A 22,794-nucleotide genomic window follows, 5' to 3' on the forward strand; every position below is an offset into this window, starting at 1 on the left:
ATGTTCAAGCTCGCACACATCTCCGATATCCATCTCGGCCCTCTTCCTCGCCTTTCGGTCCGCGAGCTCTTTTCCAAACGCATTACCGGCTTTGTGAACTGGCATCGCAACAGGAGCAAGCACCTTTTCGGTAGCACGCTCGATCTGCTGCTCGATGACATACACGCGAAGCAAGCCGATCATTTGGCGGTTACCGGCGATCTCGTGAACCTCGCAAGCGGACTGGAGATCCGAGCCGCAGCCGCTTGGCTGAAAGAACTCGGTGATCCCGAAGACAATTCAATCGTGCCGGGAAACCACGATGCCTACGTGCCCGGCGCCTACGAAAAGTCGGTGCGCGCATGGTACGACAATGTGCGCGGTGACCTCGCTCCAGCCGAATGGCAGGAAAATCGCCACGTCTTTCCCTATCTTCGCGTTCGCGGCAAGGTCGCGATCGTCGGCTGTTCGACGGCGGTCGCGACGCCCCCTTTCGCGGCCAGCGGCTTCTTCGGCGAGCGCCAGGCCCGCGATACGGTGAACATGCTGCGTGCCGCTGGCGAGGCCGGCTTGTTTCGCGTCGTGATGATCCACCATCCGCCGATCCGCGGCGCGACCTCCTTCCACAAGCGGATGATCGGCATCCGCCGCTTCGGCGCCGTGATCTCCACCGGCGGTGCAGAACTGGTGCTCCACGGCCATACCCATTTGAACACGCTGCACTGGCTGCGCGGCCAGACTGGTCCGGTTCCCGTCGTCGGTATCGCCTCTGCATCGCAGGGGCCCGGCGGGCTGAAACCCCGTGCCGGCTACAACCTCTTCTCGATCGATGGCGCACCGGGCGCTTGGGAGCTGACCGGGGAACGGTTCAGCATCAACTCCATGGGCGATGGCGTGTGCAGCGAAAGCGTCGATATTTTCAAGGCTTAGCGCCGTTTTTGGATTCATCTTCTTCGCCAAGCTGATTCAGGAATTCAAGATGACGATATCTTGAATTTGGCAAAGCATCCGAGGTCTTGGCAATTGGCGATTGCCACGTAAACTTGTCGCCTCGGCAGCACCAATTCACGGAGTTATTGCATGCCCATGGCGTCGATCAGTCTTCGCAGTCTGGCTTTGGCCGGCTCGCTTGCCCTCGCAGTCTCCTCATCCGCCTTTGCCATCGGCGACGAAAGCGACGAAACCAAGCCGCCGCCAAAGACCGAAACGACGACAAAATGTGCCGGCGGCAAGGTTTGGGATGCGAAGCGCAAGGAATGCGTGGTCCCGAAGAAGAATTCGTTCAACGACGATGAACTCTACAAGGCTGCCCGCGAATTTGCCTATGCCGGTCAATACGACAACGCCCTGACGGTGCTTCAGCTTGCCAGGAACCAGAACGATCCGCGCATCCTGAACTATCTCGGCTATGCCAACCGCAAGGCGGGCAGAATGGAGCTGGGGATGTCGTATTACCGCAAGGCGCTGCAGGCGGACGAGAATTATATTCTGGCACGGTCATATATGGGACAAGCTTTGGTGGAACAGGGTGACGTGCAGGGAGCGCGCGTCCAGCTCGTCGAGATCCGGGATCGGGGCGGCGAGCAGACCTGGGCCTATCGCTCGCTGCTGCAGGCACTGAATGGTTATCGTACATACTGACGTTGATCCGAGCCGAGCCTAATGAAGAAAAGCTTTGAGAACCCGTGGGATAGGCCGCCGGATGCTTGCGAAGCATCCGGTACTTGTTTCATAAAGGACACAGAAGCAATATAAATCGATATGCTGCTGGGCGCTCTCGCCGACCGCCCAAGCATTACCTGGAAAGACTATGCGTCAACCCGTGACGACCATCGATATCAGACGCGACCTGGTGGGCCTTCTGCCCCGGCTGCGGCGTTTCGCGATGACCCTTGCAGGTGACGCAGCGAGTGCGGACGAACTCGCACAAGTGGCGTGTGAGCGCGCCATCGCCAAGAGCGGACAATGGAATGGCGAAGGCCGCCTGGAAAGCTGGGTCTACGCCCTCGCCCGCCAACATTGGACGGACGAGCATCGGCGTCGGAAGCCGCACCCCACTCCCAGGGGCAATGTCACCGATATCCGGGAAGCGAACCGCGATCGCACCTCGCTTGTCAATCCCGATGTCATCCACCGCATGATCGCCGACATGCCGGAAGGCACATCCAGCGCCTTTTTGCTGGTTGTTGTCGAAGGGCACAGCTATCAGCAGGCCGCCGACATCATGGGTGTCACCATCAACATCGTCGTATCCCAGCTTGCCGCGGCGAGACTGCATTTCGCCAGTGTCGCGGACAACTATCCTCACAGGTACTGAATTGCTCGATTTCAAGAAACTGCCGCTCGATGCTCAGCTAGCCGCCCTGCTGGATGGCGAGACGACGCCCGAACAGAAGCATGAGCTTGAGCAGCGCCTGGCCACCGACGAGGGTGCCAAGCGGCTCTACGACAAGCTGCGACACGGCGCCGACTTCGGAAAGCACCGCCTCGACGACGTTCTCAGGGAGCCGGTTCCACTCGCCCTCGTGCGGTCGATCAAGAGCGCGCAGCCACCAAAGGCTCCGGTTGCACCGCGCGTTTCGCGGCCCTCCTTCAAACTTGCGCCGATCGGCCCACAGGCTCTTGCGGCTGCAATCCTCCTCCTCATTGCCGGCTGTGGCATCGGCTTCTTCGCCGCCGGCAGCATGAGCACCATGCAATCGCCTGCCGCGACAACGATGGAAGCCATTCCTGACTCCAACCAGTGGCTGACCGACGTCATCGCCAACCAGCGGCTTATCGCCCGCCAGCCCCGTCATATTTTCGAGGTTCCGTCGACCCAGGCAGAGGAAATTTCTACCTGGCTGACCTCAACGGTCGGCGTTGCGTTCCGTGTCCCTGACCTGTCGGAACAGGGCTGGACCTTCCAGGGTGCCCGCGTCTTCATCGGCGACAGCAGGCCGGTCGGCCAACTCGTCTACACCAGCTCCGATGGCGACCTGGCTTCCATCTGCTTCCGCAAGGACAACCTGCCTTCCGAGGCAGACGATTTCAAGGAAACGATCAAGGACGAGATCGGCGTCGTTTCCTGGCACAATGCCGGCACATCCTATGTGCTCGTTGGCCCGTCGTCGGAAGCCTCGCTTGGCCAGCTCGCCATGCAGGTCGCTACATCGATCTGAACCTTTCAGGGTTGAATTGAAAAGCTTTAGGACATCAGGACCACCTTCCCCGTTGCCATGCGGCTTTCGATCGCCCGATACGCCTCCGCTGCGCCGTGAAGCGGAAACTGGCGCCCGGGTAAGAGCCTCAGCTCCCCGGAAGCGGCCAGTTCGAAGAGCGACTGGAGATCGGGAACAAGACTTGCTCCCAGCAACGGCAGAAGCGCAAGGCCTCTCAGCGACTGGTTCTTGTCGAGCATGCGGGTAATGTCCTCGGCTGTGGCTGCGAACCGGCCGAGCGCCGCAAAGACAAGTTCGCCGCCATCCGCGAGAACCGCGAGCGACGCACGCGTCATGTCGCCACCAATCGTGTCGTAAACAACGTCCGGGCGGAGGCCAGCTAAAGACGTTTCCCAGCCGGGGGCGCTATAGTCTATAGCCAGATTAGCCCCCATCTCCAGCGCCAGCGATCGCTTTGCTGCGCTCACTGCCGTCGCGATCACGCGCCGAGCACCACGACGCCTGGCAAGCTGGGTCAGCAAGGAACCCACGCCACCTGCCGCGGCATGAACAAGGACCGTTTTGCCCATCAGCGAGCTTTGCTGGACCATATGCAATGCTGTCAGTCAATGCACCACCAGGGCAGTTGCGCCGGAAAAGGGGAGCCTATCGGGTATAGGCACGGCATATCCTGCGTCGACCGCCACATATTCGGCGTATCCGCCTCCGTGACCGAGGGCAAAGAGCGGCACGGCAACTCGCGTCCCAAGCCGAGTGCCGTCGACGCCTTCACCCACTTTCTCGACCACTCCGGCAACTTCGACGCCCGGCAGCATCGGCAATAGAGGCGTCACCGCGTAGCGGTCAGCGCGCATCAAGACTTCAAAGAAATTGACGCCTACGGCGTGAACCCTAACGAGCACTTCGCCGGCCTGCAGTTCGGGCACCGGCAGCTCAACACAGGTCAAGACCTCGGGCGAACCGAAATGGTCGTAGCGGATGGCTTTCATAGCAAACCTCACGTTTGAATTGGCGTGAGATGCGCCTTAGCAATAAGCTGCGCTGCCAAAATACAGAGAATTTGGTGCTACACCCACCAGGAGGTGACCATGACCGCTCCGATCAAGAAGCTGCCCAGATTGCCTGTCGAGCGGGCGCTCAAGGTGATAGCCGGACGCTGGAAGCCTATCATCCTTTATTATGTCTTCGATGGCCCGAAGCGCCTGTCGGAGCTCAAGCGGATGTTGCCAAAGATCACCCAAAAGGTGCTGATCCAGCAGCTGCGCGAGATGGAGAAGCATGGTCTGGTGACCCGGCAGATCTTCGCAGAGGTACCTGCACGCGTCGAATATTCGGCAACTGAGGTGGGTTTGGAGTTGGAACCGGTTCTGCTGGCGCTCTGCAAATGGGGTCAGAAACATGCCGAAGCACAGGACGAGGCAAACGATATCGTGCCACGCAACCGGGCACGGCTGGCTGCCTGAGCCGGATAAAGTGCGCAGCAGAATACTCCGCTGCGCTGATTTCGTCAGGCCTTTCCGGCCCGCACCTCAAGCACGCGGTTCGCAGCCGAGACGATCGCCTCCAGCGACGCCCCGACAATGTTCGTGCTGATGCCGGCGCCAAAGAGCTTGCCGCCAGGATAGGACGTCTCGACGTAGGAGATCGCGGCAGCGTTCGAACCGTGCTGCAGCGAATGCTCCGAATAATCCTCGACCGACATCTCGATGCCGAGATAGTGCGAGAGCGCGTTGATAAAGCCGTCGACCGGGCCGTTGCCCCTGCCCTCGATATGCTTCGTCTCGCCGTTATCAGTGATTTCGGCGGCAACGATGCGTTGCCCCTTGCGCTCGGGATCGGCATAGGTGTGGTGCTCAACAAACTTGATGCGGCCTTGCGGCTGCGTCACGTAGCGCTCGACGAAACGGTCGTAGATCCGCTTCGACGGCAATTCCTTGCCTTCTTCATCGGTGATCCGCTGAATGTCTTCGCGGAATTCGACCTGCAGGTTACGCGGCAGATTGAGCCCGTAGTCCTGCTGCAAGATATAGGCGATGCCACCCTTGCCGGACTGCGAGTTGATGCGAATGATCGCCTCGTAGGAGCGACCGACGTCCCGCGGATCGATTGGCAGGTAAGGCACTTCCCACACTGGATGGTTGGCGACCTTGATCGCCTTCATGCCCTTGTTGATCGCATCCTGGTGCGAGCCGGAGAAGGCTGTATAGACCAGTTCGCCGACATAGGGGTGGCGCTCGCCGATCGGCATCTGGTTCGAATATTCGAAGACTTCCTTCATCCGCACGATATCAGAGCAGTCGATCTCGGGGTCGACGCCCTGCGTGAACATGTTCAGCGCCATGGTGACGACGTCGACGTTGCCGGTGCGCTCGCCATTACCGAAGAGCGTGCCTTCAACGCGGTCGGCGCCCGCCAGCAGGGCCAGTTCGGCGGCGGCGATGCCGGTGCCGCGGTCGTTGTGCGGATGCAGCGAAATGATCAGGTTTTCGCGGTTGTCGAGATTGCGGCACATCCACTCGATCTGGTCGGCATAGACGTTCGGCGTCGCCATTTCGACGGTCGACGGCAGGTTGATGATCAGCTTGTTATCGGGCGTCGGCTTCATCACCTCGATAACGGCGTTGCAGATGTCCAGCGCCACGTCGAGCTCGGTGCCGGTGAAGCTCTCCGGCGAATATTCGAAACGATAGCCGCCGCCGGCCTTCGCCGCCATGTCGGAGATCATCTTTGCCGCATCGACGGCGATTTGCTTGATGCCGTGGACGTCCTTGCCGAACACCACGCGACGCTGCAATTCGCTGGTGGAGTTGTAAAAGTGAACGATCGGGCGGTTCGCGCCTTCAAGCGCCTCGAAGGTGCGGGTGATCAGCTCCGGACGGCACTGCACCAGCACCTGCAGCGAGACGTCGTCGGGCACATTGCCCTGCTCGACGCACCAGCGCGCGAAATCGAAGTCGGTCTGCGACGCGGACGGGAAACCGATCTCGATTTCCTTGAAGCCCATGTCGAGCAGCAGCTGGAACATGCGGGCCTTGCGGTCGTGGCCCATCGGATCGACCAGCGCCTGATTGCCGTCGCGCAGATCGACCGAACACCAGATCGGCGCCTTGGTCAGCGTCTTCGACGGCCACGTACGGTCAGGGATATTTACCTGCGGATAGGCGCGATACTTGATCGCCGCCTCGGGCATGCCTTTGGTTTGGGAGCGGGTGTTCGTGTCCATGTCTTCTCTTCCTCTTCCCGTCATCTGGCCAGCCGCGTCGTAGCGTATTGGGTCTGGCTTGGCGATGACGAATCCGGTGCGAAAGCATCCGGCTGATCAGTTTTCGGGATTGGTCACGAGGAGCGATGGCCTGGGCGGGCTTTCGGCCGCCGGGCGCTCCTCAACGGACCCGGCAACCGCGCGTAAGGCCGAGGAGAAGAAGCGAGGTAAGGGCACGCGTGTTGTCACGGAGCGCGATGCGCCCGCGAGCAACCTGCTCAGAAATCGTGATGCCCGTGTTCTTCATGGTCGCGCTTATAGCCGGGGTACAAAAAACTGGCAATCCCTCCGTCTATTTTTTCGCCGCTTGCACGATACGTGACAGGGCCAGCATCAGCCCTCCGGCGAGCAATCCCCAGAATGCGCCCGAGATTCCTCCGAAGGAAACGCCCGATGCCGTCACCAGGAACGTGATGGCTGCCGCCTCCCGCGAGTCCTGTGCCTGGAAGGCCGACATGGCGGAACTGGAAAACGCCCCGACCAGTGCGAGACCGGCCACTGCCTGGATCAGGATCGGCGGCGCCAAGGCAACGAACGTCGTCACCGCGCCTGCCAGCAGGCCGAGAATAACGTAGGAGATGCCTGAGACGAGGACAGCCCAATAGCGTCGCGCGGGATCGGGGTGCGCGTCCTGGCCGGCGCACATCGCGGCGGTAATCGCCGCGAGATTCACCGCATGGCCGCCGAATGGCGCCGAGACTATCGAGAACAGTCCGGTCACGGAAAAAAGCGGCCCGGGCTTCGGCGCGTAGCCGCTCACCTTCAAGACGGCGATGCCGGGAATGTTCTGCGACGCCATGGTGACGATGAAAAGCGGCAGGGCGATGGAGATGAAAGCCGGCAGGTTGAAGACGGGCATAACGAACTCGACGGGCGGCCGCAGCGCTTGTTCGATCGAGCCGAGCGCTCCATCGGGAATGTCCACGCCAAAGGCAACCACCAGCACAAAGGCTGCGAGCGCCGCAGGCACTGCCCAGAGCCGCTTGAACGCGCCGACGACAATCCACGCCAGCGCTATCGGCAAGCCTAGCAACGCATTGAAACTGATCGCCCTAACCGGGGCAAAACACAAGCCGATCAGAACGCCAGCGAGCATTGCATTGGCCAGAGGCGCCGGAATGGCGGCCACCGCCCGGCCGAGCGGCTTGAACAGGCCGGCGATGACGATCAGTACCGCGCAAATCAGAAACGCACCGACCGCCGCATTGAACCCACCCTCAACCACACCGGTACTTGCAAGCAGCGCCCCACCCGGCGTCGACCAAGCAATGCTGATGGGCAGCCGCGTCACGCTGCTGAGCAAGATCGCACAGAGCCCCAGCGCGATCGACAGCGCCATAAGACCCGACGCCGCCTGCGCATCCGTCGCGCCGACACTCTGCAGGCCGTGCAGGACAACGGCAAACGAACTGGCAAATCCCACGAAGGTGGTGAGGATGCCCATGAACAGGGCCTGGATGGAAAAATCTTTGAGCATCGCGGGACTCGAGCAGCGGAAAGTCCGCATGGAGCACGAGGGAACGCGGCGAGGCAAGGGCAGAAAGAGCCGATATGGTTCTGCTTCCTGCTAGCGCGTTGTCTGGCGGGCCCGATGGCCAACAGAGCTCGCTCAGGCTAGCCACATCAAAGGGTCACGACGCATCAGACCACAAAAAAGCGCCCTCGCCCGCTGTCTGGCAGGCAAGGGCGCTTCTCATAGCTCAAAATCAGATCTCGGCCTGCGACGTGATGATGCGCGAGACGAGGCCGTAAGCCTTCGCTTCTTCAGCAGACAGCCAATAGTCGCGGTCGGTGTCGGCAGCGATCTTCTCGTAGGGTTGGCCGGTGGCTTCAGCCATGATCTTGTTCAGGCGCTCGTTCATCTTGATGATTTCACGAGCCTGGATCTCGATATCGGAAGCCATGCCGCGCGTGCCGCCGGACGGTTGGTGCAGCAGGAAGCGCGTGTTCGGCAAGCAAAGGCGCTGTTCCTTCGGAGCCGCGACATAGATCAGTGCGCCGGCGGATGCGACCCAGCCGGTTCCGATCATCCAGACTTTCGGCTTGATGAACTTGATCATGTCATGGATCGAATCGCCGGATTCGACATGGCCGCCGGGCGAGTTGACGTAGATGCGAATATCGTCGTCATTGGCCGCGGCAAGCGCCACGAGCTGCGTGCAGACCTTCTGCGCGAGTTCCTGCGTAATCGGCCCGTAGATGAAGATCGAACGCGACTTAAAAAGGTTCGCCTCCGTTTCCTTGCCGAGCGGCAGTTCCTTCGTCTTGTCGTCCTGTTCTTCTTCTTCGTACATTCGAACCTCTCTTACGTCCAATTCGGTTCACCGCACATAGTGCGACTCCATGCGTAAAACAATGCGGGAAAAAGACAAGCCACGGAACGGGTGAAGATATGGTTAGGCAGCCGGGCCGGGTTACGGCGATGTAACTTAGCGCGGCTTTGAAAAGTCGGAATCGGTTCCTACGTCATCCCTAGGCGCAAATCGCCAGCAACAAAGGAGACCGGCCATGTCACCTGAAGAACGCCAATTGCTGACCGCCCTTTTCGAGCGCGTCCGCACCGCATCGGCAACGCCGCGTGACCATGACGCCGAAGCGCTGATCGATCAGGGAACGCGCGAGCAGCCTTATGCCACCTATTATCTTGCGCAAGCCGTGATCGTGCAAGAGAAGGGCCTGGAAGCGGCAGCCAACCACATCAAGCAGTTGGAGGAGCGCATTCGTCTGCTCGAGGCCGACCAAAGCGAATACCACAAGGCCGAACAGGGTGGCGGCTTCCTTAGCTCGATCTTCGGCAGCAGCCAGGCACCGCAGCAGCCGGCGGCGCCTCCGCCCTCCTCCGGTCCGTGGGGAAGCGCCCCGCGTCAGCAGATCCAGCAGGAGCGCGGCTTCGACACGTCACCTCGAGCCGTGCCGCAGCAGCCGACCGGCCCCTGGAGCTCACAGGCGGCGGCACCTTCCGCGGGCGGCAGCTTCCTGCAGGGCGCGCTCGGCACGGCGGCTGGCGTTGCGGGCGGCATGTTGCTTGCCAATTCGCTGAGCGGGATCTTCGGGAGCCACATGTCGTCGCTTGGCTGGGGTAGCCCGCTTGCCGGCAACAATCCCTTCGGCAACGCGCCGACTGAAGAGACTGTCATCAACAACTATTTCAACAGCGACGGCGACAAGCAACAGGCATCGAATGATACCGGCAACGCACAACAGGTCGTCGACGATAATGACAACGATAACGACGATGCCAGTCTGCAGCAGGCCGCTTACGACGACAGCGACGACGATCAATCCGACAATGACGACAGCTTCGACGTCTGATCCGAGATCCGGCATCCGCCTAATCGGCCATTGGCCCCGAGTTTCCGTGGGCATGGCACCGCATCGATTGATAAGCCCCCGCCGGGCGGATAAGGTCCGCCGACATTGTCGAGCAGGCGGGCATCAGTGAAGATCCTTATCATCAGTCGGAAGGCCGAGGAGAAGAGACGACAGTTCCAGACGCAGCAGATGCGCAGACTTGGCCTCGATTTCAAGTTCCTGGATGCGTTCGAAGCCCGCGACCTTTCTGCAGAAGATTGCCAGAAGGCAGCAAACAGCTGGCCGAGCCCGACGCTGCGCGAAGACGTTGCCTGTTTCACCTCGCACAGGATCGCCTGGCAGATCATCATCGACCGCAACGAGCAGACGTTGATCCTCGAAGACGATGCGGTGCTTGCCGAAAGCTTTGCCGATGTACTCGCCAGCATTGAAGCGCGCGCCGAGGACGGCGACTGCGCCTACGATCTCGAATTCGCGCCGCGCCCGCATATCCTGGCAAGGACGCCCCTCTGGACCGACGGCATCTACAGGGCAACACGGGTGTTCCAGAACCGTGTCGGGACAGCAGGCTACGTCATCGGCCCGCGCACGGCAAAACGGATGCTCGAGGATACCAAGATTTACGGCCTCCTCGATGCCTATATGTGGCATCGCGCTTGGCTGAAGGCCTACCAGATCGAACCGGCGCCGGTCATCCAGATGCAGTTCCTGGACGGCAGCGCCGACAAGACGGCTTTCGTACGCAGGTCGATCGACCGCGCCTTCACCCCCCGGAGCAAGCTGCGCAAGAACCTCATGCGGCTCTGCCTCGAGGGCATCAAGACGAGAAACCTGATCCGGGGCTGGCTCGGCGGCGAGAAGCGCCCGCTGCGAATGGATCGCGCAAGCTTCCCGCTCGATCCCACCAAATCAGGCGACTGATACGACGGCGATACGAGACGATCGCCACCGACTCTTTTCAAATCATCAGCCGCGGCCGCGATAGGTTGCGACACCCTGGTCGGGCAGCCACACGCCCTCCGGCGGCTTGCCGGTCTGCCAGAAGACGTCGATCGGAATACCACCGCGCGGATACCAGTAGGCGCCAATTCGAAGCCACTTCGGGTCGAGCAATTCGACAAGCCGCTTGGCGATATAGACCGAGCAATCCTCGTGGAATGCACCATGGTTGCGGAAAGCATGCAGGAAGAGCTTTAGCGACTTCGATTCCACCAGCCATTCGTTCGGGATGTAATCGATCACGATGTGGGCGAAATCGGGCTGGCCCGTCATCGGGCAGAGCGACGTGAATTCCGGTGCTGTGAAGCGGACGACATAGTCGGTGCCGGCATGACTCGACGGCACCTTCTCAAGAACCGCCTCTTCGGGTGATTTCGGAGATTCCGTCTGGCTACCCAGCATGGACAGGTTGGATACGTCTGTTGTGGGCATTCAAGCCTCCTTGATGACTTTGACGCGGATGCCATGAGCCTTTTCGCCCTCCGGCTCCACGTGAATGGCGATGCTGGAGCCCCGATGCGCTGCACGGATGGCATCTTCAAGGCGATCGCAGATATCGTGCGCCTGCCTTACAGACATGGCTGCCGGCACGACAAGATGAAAATCGACAAAGGTGACCGCGCCCGCGCGGCGCGTCTTCAGATCGTGCACGCCGATCGAGCCGGCGGCATGGGTGGCAATCGCCTGCTTGATCGCCTCCTCCTCCTCGGATGTGACAGCCTGATCCATCAGGCCACCGATCGAATTCGAGATCACCTTCCAGCCCTGATAAAGAATGTTGACGGCAACCAGAATGGCAAGCACAGGGTCGAAGATTGCATAGCCGGTGGCCAGCGCCAGAAGCAGGCCGATAAGAACGCCGACCGAAGTGAAGACGTCAGACATGATATGCTGGCCATCCGCCGTCAGCGCTGCCGAGCGATACTTGTGCCCGGTCCTGATCAGGATCTGCGCCCAGACGGCATTGATCAGGCCGGCGACGAAGTTGATCGCAAGACCGAGCGCCGGCGCATCCAGCATCTGGGGATCGAAGAGATGCCCAATCGCCTCGTTGACGATCAAGAGCGCCGCCACGACGATCAACGCGCCCTCGGTTACGGCCGAAAGATATTCCGCTTTATGATGACCGAACGGATGATCGTGGTCGGCCGGTTTCTGCGCATAGCGGATGACGAAGAAGGCGATGAAGGCGGCAACGACGTTGACCGTCGATTCCAGCCCGTCCGACAGCAATGCCACCGAACCGGTTATCCACCATGCAAGCATCTTCAGGCCCATCACGCCGAACGACATCGGGATGCCCCAGAGCGCCAACCGCCGAACCGTAAGATTGCCCTTCTCGTCCATCTTCATCCCCTGCGCAGACATCGGTGCGGATGCGAATGAATTGCAGAAACCAACCTATCCAAACGCAAAACCGCCCGCGCGAAAATCGCACAGGCGGCCAATGGGGTTCATATGGGCGAAGCCGTACCGTTTGTCAAAGGTCAAGGTCACAAAACCAAGCCCCTTACCAGACGCTCGGCTTCGAAAACGCGCCTGGAGCTGAACCTTAGGGTCGTCAAGCGTCGAGACTGACCGACGCTTGACGCCGTCTCATCATCCGGCCGGACAGGCGGCTCCCGTGTCGACCCAGGCCTTGATCAACTCACCGAACTCCGCCTGGGTGCCCGGCGCGGGCTCGCGGCCCTCCCCGGGGTTCCAGCCCCAGCCGACGAGGCTGTCATGGGACATGTGCTCGACGATCTTGCTCAGATCCCTGCCGCCGTTGCGTGCCGGGTCCTTGAGCTGCTGACAGATTTCGCCGAGCGACTTGCCCACCCACGCCATTTCGATCGGCGCCAGATGCCAGGCCGGATTGCCGGGAATGCTCTTCAACGTCGGCGATTGCCCCACGACAGTGGCATTGACCGCGCCGTGACAGGTATTGCACATCATGCCGGGCACACCCATTCCGCCATCGCCGCGGGTCACCGGCGGCTGATGCGGATGCATCGCCATCGTCTGCAGCGGCCTGTCGCCCGCCGGATGGCAGTTCAGACATCGGGGATGCTCGATCACTTTGCTTGCCTCTTCGAAGAGAGCGACCGAGCGCGCCTTCTGATCGGCGATCGACGAAAAGGATGCCGCGGGCTTGAGTGTCGACATGTCGGACGCGGGCGCCGTCTGCGCCAGCGCCATGAACGAGGCGGGCAAAGCCGCAAGAAGGGAGAGGCCGCCTGCTGCGCAGGCGAGTGCTAGTCTGCTTTTCATCTCCGCCTCCCTCAGCTCGTCGCCACGGCAACGATCGGAAGGCTGCGAACCGGCGCACCGGTCAGTCGCCGCCAGGCATTCGCCGTCGCGGGTCCGACGGGCGGTACGCCTGGCTCCCCGACACCCGTAGGCGGCGCATCGGATTTGATAACGGCGACCTCGACATCCGGCATCTCATTGATCCGGATCGACCGATAGTCGTGGAAGTTCGACTGCATGATCGCGCCGCCCTCCCCAAGCGTCACGGCATCGAACAGCACCGCGCCGAGACCATAGCCGATGCCGCCTTCCATTTGTGCCTTGATGACGTTCGGGTTGATCGCCACGCCGCAATCGACCGCACACCAGACCTTGTGGACACGAGGCACGCCATCGGTCCCAGCCGAGACTTCGACCACCTGGCCGACATAGGTGTTGAAGCTCTTGACCACTGCCACGCCGCGCTCTCTGCCTTCGGGGACCTTCCCTCCCCAATCGGCAAGCTCGGCGGCCTTGTTCAACACGCCCGCGTAACGCGGGTCCTCCTTCAACTGCTGGAGCCGCCCCAGAACCGGATCCTTGCCAGCCATCTGGAACAGTTCGTCGAGGAAAGTCTCGACCGCAAATCCGGTATGCGTATGCCCGACCGACCGCCACCACAGCGGCGGGATCGACAGGTTCACATTATGCGACACCACTCGCAGGTTCGGCACGTCGTAGGGCAGGTCCGAGGCCCCTTCGACCGAAGTGCTGTCGAGATCCGCCTTGGCCAAGATCGATTGGCCGACGATCGCCTGATCCCAGGCGACGATGCGGCCATCCGCATCGATGGCGCCGCGCATCTTGTGAAGATACATCGGGCGGTAATAGCCGCCGCGAATATCGTCCTCGCGCGTCCACATGTGCTTGACCGGACGCGACTGGTCGGTCGCCGCAAAGACTGCCGCCGCCTCCTGCATATAGGGCGAACCAAACTGCGCCTTGCGCCCGAAGCTGCCGCCGGTGATCTGGGTATTCAGCCGGACCTTCGACGGGTCAAGCCCGACGATCTTCGCCGCCGTCGCCTTGTCCATTCCGGGAAACTGCGCACCATTATAGACGTCGAGACTTCCATCCGCCGCCTTGATGAAGACCGCGTCGAGAGGCTCCATCGGGGCATGGGCAAGGAACGGAAAGACGATCTGGGCCTCCAGTATCTTCAGATTTGCATCGCCGAAGGTTTTTTCGACGTCGCCTTTCTCAGATGCCACGATGCCCTTTTCGCTCAGCGCCTTGGCGTAGTCGGCAGAGAGTTGGTTGCTGGAGCGCGTTTCCGCCTTCGACAGATCCCACTCGACCTTCAGCACTGACCGGCCCTTCAGTGCGGCAAAGGTATTGTCGGCATAGACGGCAACTCCCTGCGGCAGCTGCTTGACATCGACCACGCCTTTTACCTTGCGGGCTTCACTGTCGTCGAAGGATTTGACCGCAGCTCCGAAATGATCCGGGTGAGCCACCACCGCGACAAGAAGATTGTCGGGCACGATGTCCAGCGTATAGATCGCCTGGCCATTGGTCTTGGAGAACGTGTCGAGTTTCGGCAATTCCTGACCGATAAGCGTGAAGTTCGCGGGGTCCTTGAGATTGACGTTAGACGGCGGCTTGATGCCCGCGGCTTGCGTTGCCAGCGCACCGAAGCCGCTCTCCTTGCCCGAACCGGCATGCTTGACGCGGCCCTTTTCGACCGTGATTTCGCTAGCCGGCACGTTCCATTCATCGGCGGCTGCCGCAACCAGCATGGCCCGTGCCGTTGCGCCCGCCTTGCGGAACTGCTCGTAGGAATTGGCGATGGATGACGAACCGCCGGTGCCCTGCAGGCCAAAGGCGAGGTTGGCATAGACCTTGTCGTCGGCGGGCGAATGCACGGCGCGCATCTGCCCCCAATCGGCATCCAACTCCTCGGCCACCAGCGTCGCGAGGCCAGTGAACGGCCCCTGCCCGAACTCGATATGCTTGGAAAGGATCGTCACCATATCGTCGGTGCCGATCCTGACGAAGGTGTTCAGCGTCACCAGCGAATCCGGGCCACCGGCCTGCACACCGCTTTCGGCGGCGAAGGCGGATACCTTCGGCATCAGCGCAAAGCCGATCACCAATCCACCCGTGCCGGCAAGAAAGGCGCGGCGCGTTGCTGAAATTTCCTGGATCGTCATGGCTCAACCCTCCATCGAAGCAGCGGCGTTGTGAATGGCCGCGCGTATCCGGTGGTAGGTGGCGCATCGACAGATATTCCCGGCCATGGCACCGTCGATATCCTCGTCGGTCGGCTTGGGAATGTTCTGCAGCAACGAGACGGCCGACATGATCTGGCCCGACTGACAGTAGCCGCATTGCGGCACGTCGATCGCGATCCAGGCGGTTTTCACAGCCTCCGCTTCCTTGCCTTCGACCCCTTCGATCGTAATGATCTCGGAGCCCTCAGCTGTCGAAATCGGGGTAATGCAGGAGCGACGCGTAAAGCCGTCAATGTGCACAGTGCAGGCGCCGCATTGGGCGACGCCGCAACCGTATTTCGTGCCTGTCAACCTTTCGAAATCGCGGATAACCCATAGCAGCGGCGTATCCGGATCGCCGTCAAAAGTTCTTTTCTGTCCATTGAGCGTGAACGTAACCATGGTCGAGCCTCGGGATTGGCTGGACCCATTGCGGCCCCAGCGAGCGTCGCAGCATTTTTCACAACGGGTAAGCTAGGGCGATTGGAACGCCGCGACCACGGCCCTCCGATAAAGGTTGCGTTACTGGAGGTCCGGCCTACAGACCGCCGCACGTAGCTAAGCCGGCGTTCAATTGCGCGGTCCTGTAGCCAACAATCTTGGGGCTGCGTGCGCACAAGTGCTATGCCGGCGACCACTGCTCATTCCGGATGGCGTCAGAAATTCTCCGCCGGGTCAACGATACCTGTACTACCGCCTTCAGCAGCGATGCTGACGGATTGCGGCCAGCGGAGGAGCGCCGCTTCGCCCACTGCCGTCAGGGCATAGACGCCCTTGTCTCGCCGTTCGAACCAACCGTAGACATTGCCGAGCAGGATCTTCCCCGCGTCCGGCGCCAGCGTCTTCATGTCGCGCGGTCGCACCAAACCCTGCTGGAGTGCTGCAGCGCAGATCAGCGCACGCTGGCGATAGGCCGTCATGACAGGCGCACGCGTACTGCCGCCGACGGCGGGATCGCCGCGCCGGCGCTGATGTTCCCTGACCAGCCGCGACCGGCGTTTCGGATTTGTGCGCGGCATCGGCGAAACCGAGCTGACGATGACACTGACGTCGCCGCCGTCGGACACGCCGAGCATGCCGATCCCGAGGCGGCGGCAAAGATCGCGGTAGCGCTTGTCAGCCTCGCGCCCGCGTCCCTTGGCGGACACGCGGGCAGCGATCCACACCTCGTCGCTCATGGCGGCGCGATCGACCGCCTGCAGGACGAGCTCGAGGTTGAAGCTGAGCTTCAACTCGCACACCACCACGACAGGCGGCTCGCCCTCGGTCAAGCCGACGAGATCGCATCCGCCGATCTCGCCTTTGACGACATAGCCTGCCGCCTCCAGAAAGCCTTTGACCGGCAGATAGAGCGAGGTTTCCATCGAGAGCCGCGCCGCCGTCAGGCCGCCTTGGTCTTTGCCTTGCGTGACAGATGGGCGACGACGTTCTCGATCATCCGCATGCCGGCATCGCCGCCAAGCGTCATGATCGATTCCGGGTGGAACTGCACCGCCGCGATCGGCTCCTTGGTGTGCTCGATACCCATGATCGTGCCGTCTTCGCTTTCCGCCGTGATCATGAATTCACGCGGCAGAGTCGATGGATCGGCGAAAATCGAGTGATAGCGGCCCACCGTCACTTCCTTGCCAAGGCCGGAGAAAACCAAGCCAGGTTCAAGAATGCGGATACGCGACGGCTTGCCATGCATCGGCACTGCCAGATGGCGAAGCTCGCCGCCATAGGCTTCCGCCAATGCCTGCAGGCCGAGGCAGACGCCGAAGATCGGCAGGTTGCGCGCCCGCGCCTTCTTGATCGTCGCCTTGCAATCGAAGTCCTTCGGATTGCCGGGCCCCGGCGACAGCACGACGAGATCAGGATCCAGCCGGTCGAAGATTTCCTCCGGCACCGGTGTGCGCACGGTGGAGACCGTCGCCCCTGTCTGGCGGAAATAATTCGCCAACGTGTGCACGAAACTGTCTTCGTGGTCGACGAGCAGGATCTTGACGCCCTTGCCGACGACGGCAACGTCGCGGCTGACCTTGCCGGAGTTGCCGGCCTTGGCATCGCGGATGGCGGAAAGCATGGCGGAGGCCTTCAGTTCGGTTTCGGCTTCTTCTTCGTGCGGATCGGAATCGTTGAGCAAGGTCGCCCCTGCCCGGACTTCGGCGATGCCGTCCTTGATGCGCACGGTGCGCAGCGTCAGGCCAGTGTTCATGTCGCCGTTGAAGCCAACCATGCCGATCGCGCCGCCATACCAGGCGCGCGGGCTCTTCTCATGGCTTTCGATGAAGCGCATGGCCCAGAGTTTCGGCGCGCCGGTCACCGTCACGGCCCAGGCGTGGCTGAGGAAGCCGTCGAAGGCATCCATGTCGTCGCGAAGTCGGCCCTCGATGTGGTCGACGGTGTGGATGAGACGCGAATACATCTCGATCTGGCGGCGACCGATGACCTTGACCGAACCTGGCTCGCAGACGCGTGACTTGTCGTTGCGGTCGACGTCCGAGCACATCGTCAACTCGGACTCGTCCTTCTTGGAATTCAAGAGCTTCAGGATCTGCTCGCTGTCGGCGATCGGATCATCCCCGCGTTTGATCGTGCCCGAGATCGGGCAGGTTTCGATGCGGCGGCCCGACACTCGCACGAACATCTCAGGCGAAGCACCGACGAGATATTCCTGGTTGCCGAGATTGATGAAGAAGGAATAGGGCGACGGGTTGATCGCCTTCAGCCGCTTGGAAATGTCGGACGGCTTGCTGTCGCAGCGTTCCATGAATTTCTGGCCGGGAACCACTTCGAAGAGGTCGCCCTTGCGGAAGCTTTCCTTCGCCTTGACGACAAGATCGGCGTATTCGCCGGGGCGATGATCGCTCTTCGGTGGGATGGCATCCGTGCGCTGGAAGGGTTCGGCAGGAATGTCGCCCGCCTTGCCCTCGGTGGAAAGCCCGCCCTTTTCGAAATCGTAGCGGTCGATCCAGGCTTTGGCCGAGTAGTTGTCGACGACGAGAATCTCATCCGGCAGGTAGAGCACCATGTCGCGCTGGTCGGCCGGGCGCGTCAGCTTCAGATTGATCGCATCGAACTGGAAGGCAAGATCGTAGCCGAAGGCGCCATAGAGGCCGAGGCTCGCATCCGCCTTCGAATAGAAGAGATCGGTGACGGCGCGCAGCACCGTAAAGACGGTGGGGATCTTCGAGCGTTCTTCCTCGGTAAAGGCGCGCTCCGGCGTCTTCACCGTTAGGTCGAGACGGCGTGCCGAGGACGCACCGAGCACGAGGTCGGAAATTGTCTTCAAGCGCTCGGCGACAAAGGCGAGGATTACCGCACCACGCTCGTTGTAGGCTTCGATCCAAACCTGGCGGCCATTGCAGGAAATACCGAGCGGCGGATCGACGACGGCGGTGTCCCAACGTGTGTAACGGCCCGGATATTCGTAATTCGACGAGAAGACGGCACCGCGGCGCTCGTCGAGCTTGTCGATATAGGAGGAGACCGCATCGGCGTAAGGAATCGCGCGCCGCTGCCGGGTAACGGTGATACCGCCCCGGGTCTCGTAAATTTCCGCTCCGTCATCACGAAGGATCGTTACCATTGTTCCACTCCGTTATCAGGCCCGGATGACAGGCAGCCTTAAAAACAAAAAAGCCGCCTGGCGTTTTCCGGGCGGCTCATCGTCGTCTTTGGACACGATTGGTCGAGGCCGCCTCAGCGAGCCCACCACCAAACTGCAATGTTCAAGGACGTGTTCATGGGCGAAATTGTTAGCGTGAGATCGGACCAAGCGCAAGAGCCGAAATCCGGGAATAAAAAGGGCGGCACAACGGCCGCCCTTCCCTCGCGTTAGAACCGCTGTACGAGCGAGATCTTGAACACCCGGCCAGGCTCCGAATAGAAGTCCAGCGGTTGCGCCGTATTGCTATTGCTTGGGACCGTCGTGTTGTTGAGGTCCTTAAGCGCAACGGCGTTGTAGTAGGTCTTATCGAACAGGTTGTAGATGCCGCCCTGGATCCGCAGCCCCTTGGTCTGTTCCGGCTCCCACCAGGCCGTCAGATCGACAACGCCATAGCCAGGTGCGTCGAAGGTCCTGGTGTTGCCGTCACTGCGCATGCCGGCGGAGGTGACAAGCGACAGGTCCGTGCCCCAGGTTTCGCGCTGATAGCCGGCGCCGACAATTGCCTTGAGCGGCGCGACCGAGCGCAGATACTCGTTCGTGTCGGTGTCCTTGCCGTAGGCATAAGCAAGCGAGCCGTGGAGGTTGATGCCGTTGTCGAAGAGCTTATGTGCCTCCAATTCGACGCCCGATATCTGGACGCGATTTCGATTGAAATAGCTGGTCAGGCCCGCCGGATAGAGCGGATTGGCGAAGCTGGTCTCACTGTCGATGAAGTTCCGGTAGAGATTGTGGAACGCCGTGACGCGACCGCCCGTATCGCTATCACCGAAGTTCGCGCCGATCTCGAAACCGTTCGCCGTTTCCGGCTTCAGGTCGGGATTGCCGACGGTAGCGTAACCGAAGGCAGGGTTGGAGAAATCAAGATAGAGTTCATTGATGGTCGGCGCACGGAAGGCCATTGACCATTGCGCAAAGAGTTCGACTGCGGGCGCGACCTGATAAGTTGCAAGCAGCTTCGGCGAGAAGCGCGAACCGTCGCTTCCATCAGGCAGGCCGTTGGCCGCAAAGCCCGGATTGTCTTCAAAGGCGGCCGTCTGCTTCGGGTCGTAGTCGTACCAGTCAAAGCGCAAACCGGGCGTGAGGGCAAAGCCGCTATTGCCGAAGGAGATCTTGTCATCGACGAAGAGGCCAAGGCGTGCTCCATCGACATCAGGAATATCAGCCGGGTCGGCATGAAGATTCGGGCATGAAAAGGCCTTCGCGGTAGCGCTGGCAGTTCCGAGAATGCAAGCGTCGAGGCCGTCGATGAAGGATGTCGCGTTGAAGAGCGAGACATCCCCGCCAATATTGACCTCGTGCTCAAATGTGCCCGTCGCAAAGCGGGACGTGAGGTTACCCGTCAAACCATAGTCGTTTTCCTGAATCTGGTTGTTGCGCAGCCAGGGGCCGGCGACGGTGCCGACGCGGGTACCCTCGGCACCTGCCTCACGGGTCAGACGCTGCCAGTAAAGGCTCATCCGTGCCGCATCAAAGGTCGAGTCAGCACTGGGCGCCTCGAACTGGTAATCCAACGAAACGCGTTCACGCCGATTGTCTTCCGTACCGTCATAGTCGCCGATCTTGTAGACTCGGGAAGAGCCGGTTGTTGCGCCCTGAAGGGTTTTCAGATCGGTAGTCGTATCGCGGCTGAAGCGTTCGGCGGTGATCCCAACCATGTGGCCGCCTTCCAGCTGCTGCCGCAGCTTGAAGAGCAGGTTGTTCTGGTCGTAGTCGGCCGGATTGGCCTCCGTGCGGGTCGGTCCGATGGTATCGACCTTGCCGTTGTTCTCGATCTCATGCCCCTTTCGATACGAGCCCTGGAACAGGACAGAGGTGTTGTTGATCTTCTTTGCAACAGCCAGAGAACCGCCAGCGCTGCGGTCGGTACCGTCATAGTCGAACTTGGTAACGCCGCCCCAATCACGGCCGGGCTCGATCAGATCCTCCGGCTCCAATGTGCGGAGGACAAATGCACCGGCGAGCGCGCCCGAACCGGCGCGGCTGGAGTCCGCACCGCGTACGACATCCAGCGTCGAAAGCGATTGGAAGTCGAAGGTATTCATGCCGCCGTCGGCGTTGGTGGTGTCCGTGATCGGGTTGGCGGCACGCGCAGCGTTCGACAGGAACGGGATCGGAACGCCATCCACCATCGTCGTAATGCGGGGACCACCAAGGCCGCGCAGGAAGGCACCGCCCTGCTTCGGCACATAGGTTACGCCCGGATCCACCGTGCGGCCAAAATCCGCAAGGTTGTTGACGTTCTTCTTGAGGATCGTTTCCTGCGTCGTCTGCGAGGCGAGCGGCGTGTCGGCCACGCTGCCGGGCTTAGCTGCAACGCGCTTGCCCTTGACCACGATCGGCTGCAGCACCGTGCTGTCGCCGGCAGACGCGGCGGGCTTCTCCGTCGTCTGTGCTAGTGAAATGGATGTAAGGCCGAGCGTGACGAATGCCGTGCAAGCCAAAAGAACCGAGCGCGAGTGCCGGACGATCATGAAAACAACCCCTTGAGAGAAATGTCACCGGGCTGGCTGGTCGTGGCGCGGTTGCGCTTTCGATGGGCTGGCTAGGCTTTCAGGCGAAGATTTCTCGCCTTCTTTTCGCCGCATAAAAAACATGACTATAATTGTCAATATATCAGACCCGAGATATCTTGATTTAATAAGTCATATTTACGCCGCAGCAATCAACGTTGCGAAATTGCAACGAAAACCGCATCCGCACGTTCTCTCCCGGGGCGAACGTACAAGGGTGGATGTGTGAAGAAGATCATCGTGATACTGGCGGCGCTGAGCTGCATTGGCCTCCTGACCAACGCAGGCCTGCCGGAGAAAGGCCCTCGACCTGAAATCCGTCCGGGTAAATCAATTACAGCAGAACCCACGCCAGGACTTCCCCCAAAGCCCGAACCAAAACCGGAAAGGCCCGATACCGAAACGCCGCCGGTCACTCAGCCGCCTTCCGGCTCTTCTCCTCCGTTGGAAAAGCAGGGGCCGAAGCTCCCCTCCCAGCAGACGCTCGAGGAGCAACACCTGACAATCGCCCCCGAGAGCGATGCGGAACATTCTGAATGTGTGAAGGAGCTTCAGGCCCTTGGCGTCGTCTTCAAGGACATCTCGCGCATCGATGATGGCAACGGTTGCGGCATCGACAAGCCCATCAAGGTCACCGAGGTCCTTCCGGGCATCAAGATAAAACCGGATGCCGTCTTCCGATGCCCCGTGGCTCTCGGCCTCGCCCGCTGGATGAAGGAGAGTGTCATCCCGGCCGCCCGCGTTGCCGCGCCGGATCAGGGGAGCATAGTCGGCATCAACCAGGCATCAACCTACATCTGTCGCCTGCGCAATGGTGCCGAGACCGGCAAGGTGTCCGAGCATGCCCGCGGCAACGCGATCGACATCGCAAGTTTCAGCTTCGAAAAAGGGAAGGATATCGCCGTGCAGCCTCGCCGCGAGGATTCGACTCTGATCGGTGCCTTCCAGCGCACAGTCAGTTCCGCAGGCTGCCTCTTCTTCACGACAGTGCTGGATCCGGAAAGCGATGCAGCACACGAAACCCACTTCCACCTCGATGTCTTGGAACGCAAGGGCGGATATCGCTACTGTCATTAGCAAGCTTCGCCAATGTCCCTTATCGCGGCTCTCGGCCATCCGTCGACGTCAACTCACTTGTCCGAACGCCGCGTACAGACATAAGGCTTCTTGATGCAGGCTATCTTAGGCGTGGAGCAATTGGCCTCGGCGTCGACCACGGTACAGATCGAACATTGATCGTTGAACTCCACGCAGTCGGGATTGCCCTTCATGAAGTCGGCCATGCTTTGTTCGGTAGCAACCGACTCACCGGTCGCAGCGCTGCTTGCCATCACAGAAACAACTGCAGCCACGCCAAAAACGCAGCTTCGCCAATAGGCCGACATTATCGGTTCCAAATTGATAGGCTGGGACAATAAGCTCTCCCCGTCCTTAA

20 protein-coding genes and 1 pseudogene are annotated in these 22,794 nt (G+C 60.8%); 8 read left to right on the forward strand and 13 right to left on the reverse strand.

Going from position 1 to position 22,794, the window contains the following annotated elements; translation table 11 throughout:
- From IB244_RS19365 to IB244_RS19380, 4 genes are all read left to right on the forward strand, one after another.
- Complete coding sequence (locus IB244_RS19365) at positions 1-909, forward strand: metallophosphoesterase family protein (protein ID WP_409564073.1); 909 nt, start codon at positions 1-3, stop codon at positions 907-909.
- 156 nt (positions 910-1,065) lie between these two features.
- Positions 1,066-1,620: a hypothetical protein gene (locus IB244_RS19370; RefSeq protein ID WP_409564074.1), complete on the forward strand. Its 555-nt coding sequence runs from the start codon at positions 1,066-1,068 to the stop codon at positions 1,618-1,620.
- A gap of 169 nt (positions 1,621-1,789) precedes the next feature.
- The gene (locus tag IB244_RS19375) at positions 1,790-2,296 is read left to right on the forward strand and encodes an RNA polymerase sigma factor (protein ID WP_018857593.1); all 507 of its coding nucleotides are present in this window, start codon (positions 1,790-1,792) and stop codon (positions 2,294-2,296) included.
- 1 nt (position 2,297) lies between these two features.
- Positions 2,298-3,140, forward strand: coding sequence for an anti-sigma factor family protein (locus tag IB244_RS19380; protein ID WP_192305318.1), 843 nt, complete (start codon positions 2,298-2,300; stop codon positions 3,138-3,140).
- 26 nt (positions 3,141-3,166) lie between these two features.
- On the opposite strand, the pseudogene IB244_RS19385 reads toward IB244_RS19380, so the two are convergent.
- A pseudogene (locus IB244_RS19385) lies at positions 3,167-4,129 on the reverse strand (zinc-binding alcohol dehydrogenase family protein).
- A 99-nt stretch (positions 4,130-4,228) separates the two neighbouring features.
- Here IB244_RS19385 and IB244_RS19390 point away from each other — a divergent pair.
- Positions 4,229-4,603: a winged helix-turn-helix transcriptional regulator gene (locus IB244_RS19390; RefSeq protein ID WP_169682760.1), complete on the forward strand. Its 375-nt coding sequence runs from the start codon at positions 4,229-4,231 to the stop codon at positions 4,601-4,603.
- A gap of 44 nt (positions 4,604-4,647) precedes the next feature.
- On the opposite strand, the gene leuA is transcribed toward IB244_RS19390, so the two are convergent.
- The 3 genes from leuA to IB244_RS19405 all read right to left on the reverse strand — a co-directional run bounded on the left by leuA (position 4,648) and on the right by IB244_RS19405 (position 8,696).
- Entirely contained in the window at positions 4,648-6,363 is a 1,716-nt protein-coding gene (gene leuA / locus IB244_RS19395; RefSeq protein WP_169682762.1) for a 2-isopropylmalate synthase, read from the reverse strand.
- A gap of 331 nt (positions 6,364-6,694) precedes the next feature.
- Complete coding sequence (locus IB244_RS19400; RefSeq protein ID WP_018857589.1) at positions 6,695-7,879, reverse strand: benzoate/H(+) symporter BenE family transporter; 1,185 nt, start codon at positions 7,877-7,879, stop codon at positions 6,695-6,697.
- Between the two features lie 229 nt (positions 7,880-8,108).
- On the reverse strand, positions 8,109-8,696 hold the full coding sequence (locus tag IB244_RS19405) for an ATP-dependent Clp protease proteolytic subunit (RefSeq protein WP_018857588.1): 588 nt from the start codon (positions 8,694-8,696) through the stop codon (positions 8,109-8,111).
- Positions 8,697-8,910: 214 nt separating this feature from the next.
- On the opposite strand from IB244_RS19405, the gene IB244_RS19410 reads away from it, so the two are divergent.
- Together IB244_RS19410 and IB244_RS19415 are read left to right on the forward strand one after the other, a co-directional pair.
- Positions 8,911-9,714, forward strand: a complete 804-nt coding sequence (locus IB244_RS19410) for a DUF2076 domain-containing protein (RefSeq protein ID WP_025660408.1) — start codon at positions 8,911-8,913, stop codon at positions 9,712-9,714.
- A gap of 126 nt (positions 9,715-9,840) precedes the next feature.
- Positions 9,841-10,635 (forward strand): glycosyltransferase family 25 protein, encoded by a 795-nt coding sequence (locus tag IB244_RS19415; protein WP_018857586.1) that lies wholly within the window; start codon positions 9,841-9,843, stop codon positions 10,633-10,635.
- 45 nt (positions 10,636-10,680) lie between these two features.
- Here the strand turns inward: IB244_RS19415 and queF are convergent, their stop codons facing one another.
- The 8 genes from queF to IB244_RS19455 all read right to left on the reverse strand — a co-directional run bounded on the left by queF (position 10,681) and on the right by IB244_RS19455 (position 21,320).
- Positions 10,681-11,145, reverse strand: coding sequence for a preQ(1) synthase (queF, locus tag IB244_RS19420; protein ID WP_018857585.1), 465 nt, complete (start codon positions 11,143-11,145; stop codon positions 10,681-10,683).
- Positions 11,146-12,060 carry a CDF family cation efflux transporter EmfA gene (gene emfA, locus IB244_RS19425; protein ID WP_192305274.1) on the reverse strand — a complete coding sequence of 305 codons (915 nt, stop codon included), beginning with the start codon at positions 12,058-12,060 and terminating at the stop codon, positions 11,146-11,148.
- 252 nt (positions 12,061-12,312) lie between these two features.
- A complete protein-coding gene (locus IB244_RS19430; protein WP_192305276.1) occupies positions 12,313-12,966 on the reverse strand; it encodes an Isoquinoline 1-oxidoreductase subunit in 654 nt (217 codons plus the stop codon).
- 11 nt (positions 12,967-12,977) lie between these two features.
- A complete protein-coding gene (locus IB244_RS19435; RefSeq protein ID WP_169682766.1) occupies positions 12,978-15,137 on the reverse strand; it encodes a xanthine dehydrogenase family protein molybdopterin-binding subunit in 2,160 nt (719 codons plus the stop codon).
- A 3-nt stretch (positions 15,138-15,140) separates the two neighbouring features.
- Positions 15,141-15,599, reverse strand: coding sequence for a (2Fe-2S)-binding protein (locus tag IB244_RS19440; protein ID WP_192305278.1), 459 nt, complete (start codon positions 15,597-15,599; stop codon positions 15,141-15,143).
- Between the two features lie 254 nt (positions 15,600-15,853).
- Complete coding sequence (locus IB244_RS19445) at positions 15,854-16,561, reverse strand: DUF2161 domain-containing phosphodiesterase (protein ID WP_018857580.1); 708 nt, start codon at positions 16,559-16,561, stop codon at positions 15,854-15,856.
- 17 nt (positions 16,562-16,578) lie between these two features.
- Entirely contained in the window at positions 16,579-18,768 is a 2,190-nt protein-coding gene (locus tag IB244_RS19450; protein ID WP_018857579.1) for an anthranilate synthase, read from the reverse strand.
- Between the two features lie 248 nt (positions 18,769-19,016).
- Positions 19,017-21,320: a TonB-dependent hemoglobin/transferrin/lactoferrin family receptor gene (locus IB244_RS19455; protein WP_192305280.1), complete on the reverse strand. Its 2,304-nt coding sequence runs from the start codon at positions 21,318-21,320 to the stop codon at positions 19,017-19,019.
- A gap of 264 nt (positions 21,321-21,584) precedes the next feature.
- Between IB244_RS19455 and IB244_RS19460 the strand changes: the two genes are divergently transcribed.
- Positions 21,585-22,436: an extensin family protein gene (locus IB244_RS19460; RefSeq protein ID WP_192305282.1), complete on the forward strand. Its 852-nt coding sequence runs from the start codon at positions 21,585-21,587 to the stop codon at positions 22,434-22,436.
- A 53-nt stretch (positions 22,437-22,489) separates the two neighbouring features.
- On the opposite strand, the gene IB244_RS19465 is transcribed toward IB244_RS19460, so the two are convergent.
- On the reverse strand, positions 22,490-22,744 hold the full coding sequence (locus IB244_RS19465; protein ID WP_192305284.1) for a hypothetical protein: 255 nt from the start codon (positions 22,742-22,744) through the stop codon (positions 22,490-22,492).
- Positions 22,745-22,794: the final 50 nt, after the last annotated feature.

The sequence above is a fragment of the Rhizobium sp. RHZ02 genome (assembly GCF_014851575.1).
In the GTDB taxonomy this organism is placed as follows: Bacteria; Pseudomonadota; Alphaproteobacteria; order Rhizobiales; family Rhizobiaceae; genus Rhizobium; species Rhizobium altiplani.

Coding starts and splice junctions, on each gene's coding strand:
- IB244_RS19365 (WP_409564073.1), top strand. CDS start 1: ATGTTCAAGCTCGCACACATCTCCGATATCCATCTCGGCCCTCTTCCT.
- IB244_RS19370 (WP_409564074.1), top strand. CDS start 1,066: ATGGCGTCGATCAGTCTTCGCAGTCTGGCTTTGGCCGGCTCGCTTGCC.
- IB244_RS19375 (WP_018857593.1), top strand. CDS start 1,790: ATGCGTCAACCCGTGACGACCATCGATATCAGACGCGACCTGGTGGGC.
- IB244_RS19390 (WP_169682760.1), top strand. CDS start 4,229: ATGACCGCTCCGATCAAGAAGCTGCCCAGATTGCCTGTCGAGCGGGCG.
- leuA (WP_169682762.1), bottom strand. CDS start 6,363: ATGGACACGAACACCCGCTCCCAAACCAAAGGCATGCCCGAGGCGGCG.
- IB244_RS19400 (WP_018857589.1), bottom strand. CDS start 7,879: ATGCTCAAAGATTTTTCCATCCAGGCCCTGTTCATGGGCATCCTCACC.
- IB244_RS19405 (WP_018857588.1), bottom strand. CDS start 8,696: ATGTACGAAGAAGAAGAACAGGACGACAAGACGAAGGAACTGCCGCTC.
- IB244_RS19410 (WP_025660408.1), top strand. CDS start 8,911: ATGTCACCTGAAGAACGCCAATTGCTGACCGCCCTTTTCGAGCGCGTC.
- queF (WP_018857585.1), bottom strand. CDS start 11,145: ATGCCCACAACAGACGTATCCAACCTGTCCATGCTGGGTAGCCAGACG.
- emfA (WP_192305274.1), bottom strand. CDS start 12,060: ATGGACGAGAAGGGCAATCTTACGGTTCGGCGGTTGGCGCTCTGGGGC.
- IB244_RS19430 (WP_192305276.1), bottom strand. CDS start 12,966: ATGAAAAGCAGACTAGCACTCGCCTGCGCAGCAGGCGGCCTCTCCCTT.
- IB244_RS19435 (WP_169682766.1), bottom strand. CDS start 15,137: ATGACGATCCAGGAAATTTCAGCAACGCGCCGCGCCTTTCTTGCCGGC.
- IB244_RS19440 (WP_192305278.1), bottom strand. CDS start 15,599: ATGGTTACGTTCACGCTCAATGGACAGAAAAGAACTTTTGACGGCGAT.
- IB244_RS19445 (WP_018857580.1), bottom strand. CDS start 16,561: ATGGAAACCTCGCTCTATCTGCCGGTCAAAGGCTTTCTGGAGGCGGCA.
- IB244_RS19450 (WP_018857579.1), bottom strand. CDS start 18,768: ATGGTAACGATCCTTCGTGATGACGGAGCGGAAATTTACGAGACCCGG.
- IB244_RS19455 (WP_192305280.1), bottom strand. CDS start 21,320: ATGATCGTCCGGCACTCGCGCTCGGTTCTTTTGGCTTGCACGGCATTC.
- IB244_RS19465 (WP_192305284.1), bottom strand. CDS start 22,744: ATGTCGGCCTATTGGCGAAGCTGCGTTTTTGGCGTGGCTGCAGTTGTT.